Source organism: Streptomyces sp. MBT65, assembly GCF_016612545.1.
Classification (GTDB): Bacteria; Actinomycetota; Actinomycetes; order Streptomycetales; family Streptomycetaceae; genus Streptomyces.
On record NZ_JAENRY010000004.1, the window covers coordinates 1 to 12,289 of the forward strand.

Below are 12,289 nucleotides of genomic sequence, written 5' to 3' on the forward strand. Positions count from 1 at the left end.
CGCGGGCTCATCCCGCTGATCCGCTCCCAGGCCCGCGAGGGAGAGAAGATCGCGGCGCTCACCCCCGAGGTGCTCGAAGCGATCAACGACGCCGGTGTCTTTCGCATGTCCATGCCCGTGGAGTGGGGCGGGTACGGCCTCGGTGCACGGGACCTGGTCGAGGTGATCGCCGCGCTGAGCGAGGGCGACGGCTCCGCCGGGTGGGCCGGGTTCGTGGGCGTGGGCGTGAAGAACGTGCTCGCGATGGATGCGCAGGTGGTCGACGAGGTGCGCGCCGAGACGGCGGACTGGGTCGGGCCGGCCATCGTGGGCGCGTCCGTGTTCGCGACCAAGGTCGGCGCTGCCCGGGCCGTCGACGGCGGATGGATGGTGCAGGGCAAGTGGGCGTTCGGCAGCTGCTGCAAGCACGCGAGCTGGGCGCTGGTCGGTATCGAGTACGACCCCGCCGAAGCCGGAGGGAGCGGGCGCGGCATGGTCGCGCTCCGCCGGGAGCAGTACGAGATCCTCGACGACTGGGACGTCATGGGGCTGTCGGGATCGGCCAGCAACAGCCTTCGCGTGCAGGACGAGGTGTTCGTCCCGGCGCACCGCTTCATCGACCTCGGTGAGTTCCCGCCCCGGCTGCAGCAGTTGCACGGCCGCTACACGGGCTTCGGCTACGGGCAGCGGGGCCTGGCGCTGCTGCTCTGCGCGACGCTCGCGAACCTCGCGATCACCCTGGGCATGGCCCGGGGCGCGCTCGACTGCTTCACCGAGCAGGCGAACAAGCGCAAGCCCTTCACCCTGCCCTACCCCACGATCGGCGACATGGCGTCCGCCCAGGTCGCGGCGGGCAAGGCACTCGCGATGATCAACGTCGCCGCCGCGACCATCGAGGGCGCGGCCGACCAGATCGACGCGCGGACCGCGGAGGGACTCGACTTCACCCCGCCGGAGGAGTCCGAGATGAGCCTCTCCATCGCCTACGCGGCGAACCTGTGCGAGGACGCGATCAACCTCCTGCAGAAGACGATCGGCTCGTCCACGGTGAGCCTGTCCAATCCGATCCAGCGGTTCGTCCGCGACGCCCGCGTGCTCACCTCGCACGGCGCGATCCGCATCGACCCGCTGGCGGAGCAGAACGGGCGTCGGCTCCTGGGCCTGGCCCCCTTCGCCATGATCGGCGGCGCCGTCCCCGAGCGCCGCGCCTCGACAGACCCGTCCCGAGACAAGGAGCCCATCCGCGCATGAACGACTTCAGCATCATCGACGGCATCGCGCACATCAACGATCCCGCGCTGTACGAGACCTGGCTCGACCGCGAGGACTACAAGGCCGCCGTCGCCCAGGCGGACACCCCCGAGCGGACCGCCGTCAAGCGTCTGCTGGTCGACTTCGAGGCGGACCTCGCGCGCATGGTGCGCGACGGCACCGTGCAGGAGAACGTCGAAGACGTGATGAAGCGTTACATCGTCGAGGACTACGTCCAGCACGACCCGAACGCCCCCGGCAACGGCCGGGACAACATCATCGAGCACTTCCGCCATGTCCCGACCGGTCACGGCACTCCGCCGCCGGTGGTGAGCGTGGTCCTGGACGGCGAACTGGCCTGCGTGATGATGAAACAGCCGACGCCGGACCCGGAGAGCCCCGGGAAGACCTACGACTGGTACATCGTCACGGTGTTCCGCGTACGCGACGGCAAGCTCGCCGAGCACTGGAGTGCCTTCCGCAAGATGGCCGCGCCGCTGCCGGGGACCTGAGGGGCGAGCTCGGTCCAGTCGCCGATCATCGCCGCAGCTCCCGCCGTCGATCTCGAAGGCCCCTCCCTCCACCCGTCTTGGACGCAGCCGGCCCGAGGTGCTCCGGCCCCGCATCGCGATCAGCCGCCACCCGTGCGCAGTGATGAACGCGTCGGCGATGCCCAAGGATGAAGAAAGAGAACTGAGATGACCATGACGTTGCCCAAAGTGAGCAGGTTCCCCGAGTCGCCCCATATCAGCGAGGAGGGACGGCACATGCGCGACGCGGTGCGCGCTGCGGCGCCCGGCCTCGCCGAACGTGCCCGCGAGGGCGAGTTGCTGGGCACGCTCGCACCCGAGACGGTCTCGGTGCTGCACGAGATCGGGGTCTTCCGCATCACCGTCCCGGTGGAGTTGGGCGGGTTCGCGCTCGGTGCTCGCGACACCGCGGAGGTCGTGCGTGAACTCGGACGCGTCGACGGGTCGGCCGGCTGGACGGTGATCGTCTCCAGCGCGTCCCGTAGCGCGCTCGCACTCGACGACCGTGTGAAGGACGAGGTCTTCGCCGACATCGACACCTGGCAGGGACCGCTCCTGTTCGGCGCCACCGTCTTCGCCCCCAAGGTCGGCGACGGTCGCAAGGTCGAGGGCGGCTGGATGGTGAAGGGCAAGTGGGCGTTCGGCAGCGCCTGCAAGATCGCGAAGTGGGGCTCGGTCGGGTTCGAGTACGACGACCCCAAGACCGGAGAACGGCGTCGTGCGATGGGTCTGCTTTCGCAGGACCAGTACACGATCGTCGACGACTGGCAGGTCATGGGCATGAGCGCCACGTCGAGCAACAGCGTGCGCGCCGACGAGGAGGTGTTCGTCCCCGAGTACCGGGTCATCCACACCATGGACATGCCCGCCCGCATGGACGCCCTGCGCGGCAAGTACCAGGGGCTCGGATTCATGCACTCCGCGACCGGAACCATGGTCGCCACCACGACGGCCTTCGCGGCGCTCGCCCTCGGCATGACCGAGGGTGCTCTCCGCGCCTTCGTCGAGCAGGCCGCCAAGCGGCCGCCGTTCAACCTGCCGTATCCGACCATGGCCGACATGGCCTCGACGCAGGTCGTGGCCGGCAAGGCGAGGGCCGTCATCAACACAGCCGCGGCGGTCATCGAGCGGCAGGCGGACGAGATCGACCGGCGTGCGCTGGCGGGCGAGGACTTCCACCCGTGGGACGAACCGGAGATCACGATGGACCTCGTCCATCAGATCCACGCCTGTCTCCAGGTGATCGACGGGCTGCAGCTGGCACTCGGTTCCTCGACCGTCGGCCTGTCCAACCCGATCCAGCGCTTCGTCCGGGACGTGCACGTGCTGGCGACCCACGGCGCGTTCCGGATCGACCCGATGGCGGAGATCAACGGTCGGGACCTCTTCGGGCTGGAGCCGCTCCCGGTGATAGCCGCCCTGGGCTCACCCCCTCCCGGAAAGCTGCCCCCGCACGCGGCCAACGGCAAGGTCCCGGGCCCGGTGCCGCGCCCGGCGTGAACTGAGCGGCGGTGTCACCGCCGGTCCCGTCGTCGGAGTCGGTCGTGCACCGCAATCGGTGCACGACCGAACCCGACAGGCCGACGTCGAACAGCAGTTGACGTCGGCCCCGCCGACCGCCGGAGCAGCTCCCACAGCGGATCGGAAGCAACGCGTTCCACCGCTTCACACCCTCGGTCCATGACCGATTGAGCCGCCCTCTGCACCAGCTCGCCGCGCCAATGGGGCCGCGGCGTTTCCGTAACGGAGGCTTTCCCATGACCACTTCCGTGCCGACGGACGACACCGTCCCGTCTTCGTCCGAAGCAGGCTGGAAGTCCTACCTCGCCGACCTCTGGAAGGCACCACCGGGCGCCAAGGGCGCGCTGGCCGGCTGTCTGCTCCTTGTACTGGTGAGTCCCTCCGGACTCTCCGCGATGACCACGTTCATCGTGCCGTCGTTCTCCCACGACACGGGCACCGCCAAGGCCGCCGGCATTCTCCTGTTCGTCTCGCTCCCGTTGTTCATCGGCCCGATCGTCCTGCCGTTCGCGGGCCGTTGGGTGGATCGACTCGGCGCACGCAGGGTCGCGATCCCCTCCGCCGTCCTCTACGCCGCGATGACCGCTCTCATACCGCTGTGCGGGTCCAGCGTTCCCCTGCTGGCGATCGTGCTGATCCTGGCGGCCGTGTTCGGCTTCATGTCGAGCCTGGCTGTCGTCTTCAAAGTCGTCTCGACCTGGCTGCCGCACCACAAGGGCGTCGGATTCGCCCTCATCGGGATCGCCTCCAGCGTGGCCGCCGCCGTGCTCTCGCCCGTGTTCCAGTGGCTGATCAGCGGCAGCGCGGGTCTCGGGTGGAAGGGCACCTACCTCCTCGTGGGCGCGATGATCGCCCTTGTGGCGATCCCGACGGCTGTCCTCCTCATCTCGGAGCCGGCGGAGCCGCGACAGCCGATGGGACCTCCTGTGACGGGACCTGGAGTCGAGCTGCCCCGCCTGCCGGGCATTCCGCTGCGCAAGGCGGTCCGAACGCGGATCTGGATATCCATCACGGTCTCCCTCGCCTTCGCGGCGGCCGGCCCGATGACCGTGCGGCAGAACGCGGTCGACTTCTTCGGCGAGCGCGGATTCGACGAGGCGACGGTCTCGCTGTCCTTGTCAGCGCTGTTCGCCGCGTCGGTCGTCGGCCTTCTCGCCGGTGGGATGATCCTGGACCGGACCGACCGGCCCCGAGTGGTCGTCCCGATGCTCGCGGCAGTGCCGGTCGGGCTTCTGATCGCACTCGTGAACCGCAACTCGGCGCCCCTGCTGTTCGTCGCGATGATCCTCCTCGGCTTCGCCACCGGCGCCGAGTCGTCGCTCGGCCCCTACCTCATCGCGCGGTACTTCGGCCTCGCCTCGTTCGCGCAACTGCAGGGACTGACGCTGGCCATCTCCACACTGTCACTCGGTATCTCGCCGTTCCTGGTCAGCGCGGTGCAGACCGCGACCGGAAGCTACACCGTGCCGGTCCTCACGCTCACCGCCCTGACGATGGTCGCCGTCGCCCTGGCGGCGGCACTGCCCAAGTTCCCGGCACCGTGGACGGTCGAGAAGTTTCCCGACAACACCGCCGAGCCGGCATGACGGCGTGAGGACCCCTCCGGCGGCCTGATGCCCTGTCAGTCATCAGGCCCCCGCCTCCTGTTCATCCCCCCTCACCCCGGAGAACCGATGAGTGACTCCCTCTCCGTGGCGCGCTCGCCGGAGGAAAAGCGGCACTCCTTCGACGGTGAGAGCCGGTTCGGACTCATATACGCCGGCCTGATGGCCGTGATGCTGCTCGCCTCGCTCGACCAGACCATCGTCAGCACCGCACTGCCCACCGTCGTGGGCGAGCTGCACGGTGTGACACACATGGCGTGGGTGACCACGGCCTACATCCTCGCCGCCACCGTGGTGATGCCCGTCTACGGACGCCTCGGCGATCTGCTCGGCCGCAGGAGTCTCTACCTCGGCGGAATCGTCCTCTTCCTGGCGGGTTCCGCGATCGCCGGATCCGCGCAGGACATGGCGATGCTGATCATCGGCCGGGCCGTCCAGGGCCTGGGCGGCGGCGGACTGATGATCACCTCGCAGGCGATCGTCGCCGACCTGGTACCGCCCCGGCAGCGCGCGAAGTACATGGCTCCGATCGGTGTCATCTTCGGACTGTCGTCAGTCGTCGGCCCGCTGCTCGGCGGTTGGTTCACCGACAGCATCGGCTGGCGCTGGTGCTTCTGGATCAACCTGCCGGTCGGCCTGCTCGCACTCGCCGTGTGCGCCGTGGCACTGCATCTGCCGCGCAAGGCGCTCAAGGCCACGGTCGACTACGTCGGCATCACGCTCATGACGGCGGCCGTCACCTGCACCGTGCTGGTCGCGGACTGGGGCGGCACCGACTACGCGTGGAGCGACCCGCTCGTCCTCGGCCTGGCCGGCGCGGGCGCGGGCTCCTGGGTCCTGTTCTTCTACTCGCAGAGCCGCGTGGCCGAACCGATCATCCCGCTGCGCCTGTTCCGCAGCTCCATCTTCGACATCGCCACCCTGATCGGCATGATCGTGATCGGTGTCGGCATGTTCGCGGTCGTCAGCTACATGCCTACCTACTTGCAGATGGTCTACGGCGTCACCGCCGCGCAGTCCGGCTGGTTGTTGCTGCCGATGGTGGTCGGCCTGATGGGCGCGAGCCTGCCGGTCGGCCTCCAGATGAGCCGGACCGGCCGCTACCGGATCTATCCGATCGCCGGTTCGCTCGTCATCGCCGTCACGGCCTTTCTGCTCTCCACTCTCGAGGTGGACACCCCTCTCACTCTGCTCTGCGGGTATCTGTTCCTGATGGGTGTGGGCATCGGCCTCATGTCCCAGACCCTCGTCCTGGCCGTCCAGAACGCCTTCCCCGCCGACGACGTGGGCACCGCGACCTCCGCCAACAACTTCTTCCGCGAGATCGGTGCGACGGTCGGGACCGCCGCGGTCGGCGCGCTCTTCACCAGCCGACTGACCGACCAACTCGGCACCCGGCTGTCCTCGGCCGGCCGTACGACGGTCGGCGACACGGAGTCCCTGACCCCGGCACTCGTCCATGCTCTGCCGACTCGGATCCAGGACGCGGTGGTTGCGGCTTACCAGCACGCCCTGACACCGGTCTTCGCCTACCTGGTCCCGCTGTTCCTCGCCGGTGCCGTGCTTGCCGTCGTACTTCCGGAGAAGCGGCTCGCCGGTGGCGACTCCGGCGGACCAGGCCGGGAGACACCGGGGAGTGCGCTCAACGGACCTGAGAAGAAAGCGAGTTGAGCGGACGGAAACCACAAAAAGAACGGCTGTCTTGCTTGTAGAGTCACAAGCAGCACAGTCGTTCTTTTTGAGGGAGGATCGTGATGCCCCGGCTCACCGACGCGCGCAAGGAACTGAGGCGTGCTCAGATCACGCAGGCCGCCTTGCGCTGCTTCGGCCGCAACGGCCTGGAGCGGACCTCGATCGCCGACATCACCGCCGAGTCCGGCCTCTCGGCCGGCTCCATCTACGCCCACTACCGCGACAAGGCCGACCTGGTCCAGTCCTCCGCCCGCGAGGTGCTCGCCGAGCGCGCCAAGGTCATCAGCGAGTACGCCGCGAGCGACACCCCGCCCGACCCCGACGAACTGCTCCGCCGGCTGATCGCCGCGATCGACCCCGTGGCCGCCAGAGTCGGCGTGCAGACCTGGGGCGAGGCGACCACCAACCCGGCCATCCGCAGCATCGTCATCGACATGACCGACCGCATGCGCACGATGCTGCACGAGTGCGTCACGGCCTGGCTGGTCAAGGTCGAGCGCCACGAGCCGGGCCAGGCCGTTGAGAGCGCCACCCCCATCGCCCACCGGGTGATGGCGCTCTACCAGGCCGAACTGCTCTACACCGCCCTGCAGTCACCGCCCGAGGAGACAGTGTCATGACCACCCCGACCGCTCCGTTCGCCGGCCGGACCGTGTTCCGGATCGGCTACGGCGCGTTGCAGCTCGAGCGCCTGCACGACCGCCGCGGGGAGGCCGTCGCCCTGCTGCGCCGAGCGCTCGAACTGGGCGTAGGCCATGTCGACACCGCGGAGTTCTACGGCTTCGGCTTCGCCAACGACGTGATCCGCGAGGTGCTGCGCCCCGAGGACGGCGTCCTGGTGGTCACGAAGGTCGGCGCCGACCCCAACCCCGGCGGACACCCGCCGCTGCGCCTGGCACAGCGGCCCGAGCAACTGCGCGCGAGTGTCGAGGACAACCTGCGCAGCCTCGATGTCGACCGGCTAGCGGTGGTCAACCTCCGCCGCCTGGACTCCGGCCCCGGGCTGCGCCCGCAAGGCGACCAAGTCGTCGACCTCGACGACCAACTCGCGGTGATGACCGCCCTGCGCGACGAAGGCAAGATCGGGGCGATCGGCCTGAGCAGCGTCACCCTCGACGGGCTTCGCCGCGCCCTGCCGGCCGGTGTCACCTGCGTGCAGAACGCCTACAGTCTCGTCTCCCGCGACGACGAGGACATGCTCGAACTGTGCACGGCCGAGGGCATCGCCTGGGTGCCGTTCTTCCCGCTCGGCGGGGCCTTTCCAGGCTTGCCCAAAGCGACCGACGAGCCGGCGGTGCACGCGGTGGCCGAGTCCCTGGGCGTCACGGCCTCCCAAGTCGGCCTCGCCTGGCTGCTGCACCACTCCCCGAACGTGCTGCTCATTCCCGGCACCGCCGACGCCGCCCACCTGGAGGCCAACATGGCGGCCGGCGAGATCACCCTGGACACCGCGGCGCTGGCCACACTCGATGCCGTCAAGTCCCGCTCCAACGAGGTCCCCCTCGGCTGACCGCAACCAACGCGACCTGGGTCGCGACCACACGCCGGACACCTTGACCGCACACCCGACCCTGCCGGAACACCCTTCCGCACCGGCTCCAAGGACGGATCATGAAAGCCATCATCTACAGCGACAACGGCGGCCCGGACGTTCTTCGGCTCGTCGACCGTGATCGCCCCGCGCCCAGCCCCGGCGAGGTGCGCGTGCGCGTCGCCGTGTCGGGAGTCAACCCGACCGACTGGCAGGCCCGTTCCGGCCCCGCCCACCCCAAGAACTTCTCCGAGGTCACTCCGCACCTCGACGGCGCCGGCACGATCGACGCCGTCGGAGAAGGGGTCGACGAGAGCCGTGTCGGCCAGCGGGTCTGGCTGTTCATGGCCGCCGCAGGACGGCCCACCGGTACCGCCGCCGAGTTCACCGTCGTGCCCGCCGAGCTGGCCGTGCCGCTGCCCGACGATGCCGGGTTCGACGTCGGTGCCGCACTCGGCGTCCCCGCGCTCACCGCGCACCGCGCGCTCACCGTCGCCGAGGACGGGCCACGCCGTCTGCGGCCCGGGGCCCTCGACGGCCAGGTGGTGCTCGCCGCAGGGGGAGCGGGGGCGGTCGGGCACGCGGTGATCCAGCTCGCCCGATGGGCCGGCGCCACCGTGATCACCACGGTCAGCGGCCCGGAGAAGGCCCGGCTGGCCACCGCGGCCGGGGCCCACCATGTGATCAACTATCGCGGGGCCGACCCGGCCGCCGAAATCCGCAGGATCGCCCCGGACGGTGTCGACATCGTCGCCGAGGTCGCGCTGGGCGCGAACCTCCCGCTGGACCTGGCCGTGCTGCGGACCCGCGGCACGATCTCGACCTACGCCAACGACGGTGGCAAGCCCGTCGAACTGAACGTGCTGCAGAACATGGTGCTGAACGCACGCTTCCAATTCCTGATCCTCTACACGGCCGGACCGAAGGCGCGCGCCGCGGCCGCCGAGGACGTCGCAGCCGCGGTCCACGCCGGCGCCCTGCCGGTCGGCGAGGAGCACGGCCTGCCACTGATCCGCTTTCCGCTCGACCGCACCGCCGACGCGCACCGGGCGGTGGAGAGCGGCGCCGTCGGCAAGGTCTTGGTGGACGTGGCGTCGTGAGGCCTGGCTGCCCGCCGGCAGGTGGCTCAGCCACCGCAAAATCACCACCGTCCGGGCGACCTGCGCCGACGCGGGCGCCATGCTGGCCCGGGCCACGACTCGTCTCGACGCCACGGTCAGGAAAGTGAGTCACCGAATGGCTGCGCGGCCCTCTTCCGAGGAGTTCGTTCAGGCGTCGCCGGCAGATGGCTGCATGCCAGGGAGACGAAGGCGATGTGAAGTTGGGCCGTGTGGCGTGCCTGCTACCGGTTGGTCGCGAGGAAGTCCTCCAGGATCTCGACAAACCGCGCCGGCTGTCTGTGTGTTCCGAGGAGAGGATGCCAACCGCACCGACGAGTGCCAGTTCAGCTCGATTCCGTACTGGGCGTTGGTACGCAGCAGGAGTGGCAGGCCTTTTGGCACACCCAAGTCGTCGAGTTGCTCGTTCCGTCGCTTCCTTTGCGTGACCTCGGATCGCGGAGAAGAGAAGCGGCCGACGCACGCGGCAACCAGCGCGGCAGTGACGCCCCTGAGAGCACGCATTTCATGGGCGCTGACCGTGGCTACCCTGCCGGACAGCTCTCAAGCTTCCAGGTGCTCGGCGACGGCATCGGCGACGGCGCGCATTCCGTCGGCGTTCGGATGGAACGGGGCCTGCGTCCTGAGTCGGCGGAGCCGGTCAGGTAGTCCGGTCACCCAAGGGTCCGCCGATCCCAGTGCGTGGCCGCGGCTGCGTTCTCCCATGCGGACGAGTTCCGCGCCCGACCGGGACGCGGCGAGTTCGAACATCCGGGAGACCTGATCGCCCAGGCGCCTCAGCCCGTCGATGGCCGTCTGGTCGAACGGCGCTTCTCGGCTGTATCGAGTGTCGGGTCCGATGACGGTGAGGTAGTCGACAAGGAGGATCCGGGCACCGGGAGTCCTGTCCCGGACGGCGTCTACCACGCGCGCGAGATTGGCGGCGGCACCCTCGACGGCGTCGGGCGTTCGGGTCGGCGCCTGGGGGCGCGGCAGCAGCCTGCTCAGTGGCCGGACCCAGGCATACGACGACACCCGCCCGGCGATGCCCAGGGCGAACATGCCGGCTGCGTAGTGGAGGTCGTTGCCGCCCACGGTGATCGTCACCAGGTCGGCGCGCGCCGGCAGCGCCCGCAGCTGGGGCGGGAACTGCCTCTTCATACGGCGTTGGGGAACGTCGAGGACCGTCTCGGTCGTCGCTCCGGACACCGTCAGATCGGTCAACTCGGCACCCAGCCGCTCGGCGAGCAGGTGGGGGTAGTTGCGTGTGGAGCGCCCAGCCGCCCGGTCCGCGATCGGCTCAATGCCGGGCCCGGCGGCGAACGAGCTGCCGAGAGCCGCGACATGACGGAAGCGTGCACTCATCTTTCTCCGTCTCTGAGCTTCGTCTGTGGTGCGTGTGTTCATGATGGGCCGGGACTCGTCCCGCGGACGCCGTGCGCCCTACTGGTGGGTTCCGCCGTCGATGCGGATCTCGGTACCGGTGATGAAGGCGCCGTCGTCCGAGACGAGCATCGCCACGACCCCGGCCACGTCCTCGGGCGAGCCGAAGCCCTCGGCGATGGGCGCGGTGAGCTTGGAGAGCAGACTCCAGTCCGTGTCCTCGGGCATCAGCGAGAAGATGTTCTCAGTGATGCCGCTGGAGATACTGCCCGGATTCACGTTCACCGCACGCAGTCCCCGCTTGCCGTACTCCTGGGCGATGCTGTGGGTGAACGACAGGATGCCGCCCTTGCTCGCGGAGTACGCCGCCATCATCGGGTGCGCGAACTGGGCGGAGGTGGAGCTGAAGTTCACCACGACGCTCCTGCCGGTCTCCAACAGCGCGGGGAGGGCAGCCCTGGTGACCAGGAACGTGCCCGTGAGGTTCACGGCGATGATGCGGTTCCACAGGTCCAGGGAGCACTCGTGCGTGTGGGCTCCGCGCAGCATGCCGGCGACGTTCACCAGCGCGTCGAGCCCGCCGAGTGTGCCGACTGCCTGCGTCACGCCCGCGTCGACCGCGGTCTCGTCGGAGACATCCATCAGCGCCGTGACGAGCCGGTGGGCCGTGCCTGCATCGGCGGCGAGGGCCAGTGTCCCCGCCAGCGCGTCGTCGGTGATGTCGGTGGCGAAGACACGGGCACCTTCGGCGAGCAGTCTGAGTGCCGTCGCACGGCCTATACCGGAGGCTGCTCCGGTGACGAGGATCCGTCGGTCGGTCAGTCGTTCCATGGGGATTCCTTCCTGCCTCAGCCGGCGGGTGTGTGGGTACGGGTGAGCATCCGACGCGGTCGTCGGTGCGTACGACGGCGTCGGCGGCCCGGGAGGGCGCACCGAGCAGATCGACAGCGGGGGTTGACCTCAGGGCAGCACGACGCGCGTGGGCGTGACTGCGCCTTACAGTGCTGTCGCCTTGTCGATCCGTCCGGGACGGACGGCTTTGTGCGTCAGTTGGATTCGTCGGCCGGCACGTCGTCGCTCGTGCCGACAGGGGCGGCGCACATCTGGTTGAACGCGTCGACCAGAGCGGTCATGTCGACGCTCGGATCCAGCAGCCACTGCAACTGGATGCCGTCGGACACCGCGAGCAGCAGGCGAGCCATGAGTTCCGAATCGACGTCCCCGCGGATCTGCTCGTGCTGTCGGCCCTGGTCCAGGCCCTCCTGGATCCGGGCGCTCAGGTCCGTGTAGCGCCGCTTGAAGAAGGCGTGAGCGGGATGGGCCGGATCCGACGCGGCGGCCGACAGGGTCACGAACAGGTCGACCAGACCCGGCTGTTGGGCGTTGTGAGCGACGGTCCGGGCCACCGCCTCACCAGGCGACATCACGTCGGCGGCCGCTTCGGCGTCCAGAGAGTCCCGCTGGGCCAGCACGGCCAGCAGCAGGTCCTCCCGGGAGTCGAAGTAGTGCAGCACACCAGCCTGGGACATGCCCAAGCGGGCGGCGATCTCCTTGAGCGACGAACCTCGTTCGCCATGCTCGCTGAAGACCTCCAGCGCCGCCTGCAGGATCTGCTCACGGCGCTCGAGGCCCTTGCGGTAAGGACCCCTGGGCTTGCGTGGTGTGCTGCTCACGGTGTGACCGTACTTCACTCATGGACGC

11 protein-coding genes are annotated in these 12,289 nt (G+C 69.3%); 8 read left to right on the top strand and 3 right to left on the bottom strand.

Features of this window, described 5'->3' with window-relative positions:
* From JHN63_RS02270 to JHN63_RS02305, 8 genes are all read left to right on the top strand, one after another.
* Positions 1 to 1,230, top strand: a 1,230-nt coding sequence (locus JHN63_RS02270; protein WP_200676936.1) for an acyl-CoA dehydrogenase family protein, incomplete at its 5' end; no start/stop codon positions are given.
* Complete coding sequence (locus JHN63_RS02275; protein WP_200676937.1) at positions 1,227 to 1,742, top strand: nuclear transport factor 2 family protein; 516 nt, start codon at positions 1,227 to 1,229, stop codon at positions 1,740 to 1,742. The genes JHN63_RS02270 and JHN63_RS02275, both read left to right, overlap by 4 nt.
* 207 nt (positions 1,743 to 1,949) lie before the next feature.
* Positions 1,950 to 3,260 (top strand): acyl-CoA dehydrogenase family protein, encoded by a 1,311-nt coding sequence (locus JHN63_RS02280; protein WP_307781789.1) that lies wholly within the window; start codon positions 1,950 to 1,952, stop codon positions 3,258 to 3,260.
* Between the two features lie 257 nt (positions 3,261 to 3,517).
* Entirely contained in the window at positions 3,518 to 4,867 is a 1,350-nt protein-coding gene (locus tag JHN63_RS02285) for an MFS transporter (RefSeq protein WP_200676938.1), read from the top strand.
* Between the two features lie 87 nt (positions 4,868 to 4,954).
* Positions 4,955 to 6,556 (top strand): MDR family MFS transporter, encoded by a 1,602-nt coding sequence (locus JHN63_RS02290; protein WP_200676939.1) that lies wholly within the window; start codon positions 4,955 to 4,957, stop codon positions 6,554 to 6,556.
* Positions 6,557 to 6,639: 83 nt separating this feature from the next.
* Positions 6,640 to 7,197, top strand: a complete 558-nt coding sequence (locus JHN63_RS02295) for a TetR/AcrR family transcriptional regulator (protein WP_200676940.1) — start codon at positions 6,640 to 6,642, stop codon at positions 7,195 to 7,197.
* Complete coding sequence (locus tag JHN63_RS02300) at positions 7,194 to 8,087, top strand: aldo/keto reductase (RefSeq protein ID WP_200676941.1); 894 nt, start codon at positions 7,194 to 7,196, stop codon at positions 8,085 to 8,087. The genes JHN63_RS02295 and JHN63_RS02300 overlap by 4 nt, the downstream gene beginning before the upstream one ends.
* Positions 8,088 to 8,188: 101 nt before the next feature.
* The gene (locus JHN63_RS02305) at positions 8,189 to 9,208 is read left to right on the top strand and encodes an NADPH:quinone reductase (protein WP_200676942.1); all 1,020 of its coding nucleotides are present in this window, start codon (positions 8,189 to 8,191) and stop codon (positions 9,206 to 9,208) included.
* Positions 9,209 to 9,769: 561 nt separating this feature from the next.
* On the opposite strand, the gene JHN63_RS02310 is transcribed toward JHN63_RS02305, so the two are convergent.
* From JHN63_RS02310 to JHN63_RS02320, 3 genes are all read right to left on the bottom strand, one after another.
* Positions 9,770 to 10,570, bottom strand: a complete 801-nt coding sequence (locus tag JHN63_RS02310; protein ID WP_200676943.1) for an SGNH/GDSL hydrolase family protein — start codon at positions 10,568 to 10,570, stop codon at positions 9,770 to 9,772.
* Between the two features lie 78 nt (positions 10,571 to 10,648).
* Positions 10,649 to 11,419, bottom strand: a complete 771-nt coding sequence (locus JHN63_RS02315) for an SDR family NAD(P)-dependent oxidoreductase (RefSeq protein ID WP_200676944.1) — start codon at positions 11,417 to 11,419, stop codon at positions 10,649 to 10,651.
* Positions 11,420 to 11,634: 215 nt separating this feature from the next.
* Positions 11,635 to 12,261 (bottom strand): TetR/AcrR family transcriptional regulator, encoded by a 627-nt coding sequence (locus JHN63_RS02320; RefSeq protein ID WP_307781790.1) that lies wholly within the window; start codon positions 12,259 to 12,261, stop codon positions 11,635 to 11,637.
* Positions 12,262 to 12,289: the final 28 nt, after the last annotated feature.

Excerpts from the sequence above, each read along its gene's own strand:
- JHN63_RS02315 (WP_200676944.1), bottom strand. The coding sequence starts at position 11,419 with ATGGAACGACTGACCGACCGACGGATCCTCGTCACCGGAGCAGCCTCC.
- JHN63_RS02305 (WP_200676942.1), top strand. The coding sequence starts at position 8,189 with ATGAAAGCCATCATCTACAGCGACAACGGCGGCCCGGACGTTCTTCGG.
- JHN63_RS02275 (WP_200676937.1), top strand. The coding sequence starts at position 1,227 with ATGAACGACTTCAGCATCATCGACGGCATCGCGCACATCAACGATCCC.
- JHN63_RS02290 (WP_200676939.1), top strand. The coding sequence starts at position 4,955 with ATGAGTGACTCCCTCTCCGTGGCGCGCTCGCCGGAGGAAAAGCGGCAC.
- JHN63_RS02310 (WP_200676943.1), bottom strand. The coding sequence starts at position 10,570 with ATGAGTGCACGCTTCCGTCATGTCGCGGCTCTCGGCAGCTCGTTCGCC.
- JHN63_RS02285 (WP_200676938.1), top strand. The coding sequence starts at position 3,518 with ATGACCACTTCCGTGCCGACGGACGACACCGTCCCGTCTTCGTCCGAA.
- JHN63_RS02295 (WP_200676940.1), top strand. The coding sequence starts at position 6,640 with ATGCCCCGGCTCACCGACGCGCGCAAGGAACTGAGGCGTGCTCAGATC.
- JHN63_RS02300 (WP_200676941.1), top strand. The coding sequence starts at position 7,194 with ATGACCACCCCGACCGCTCCGTTCGCCGGCCGGACCGTGTTCCGGATC.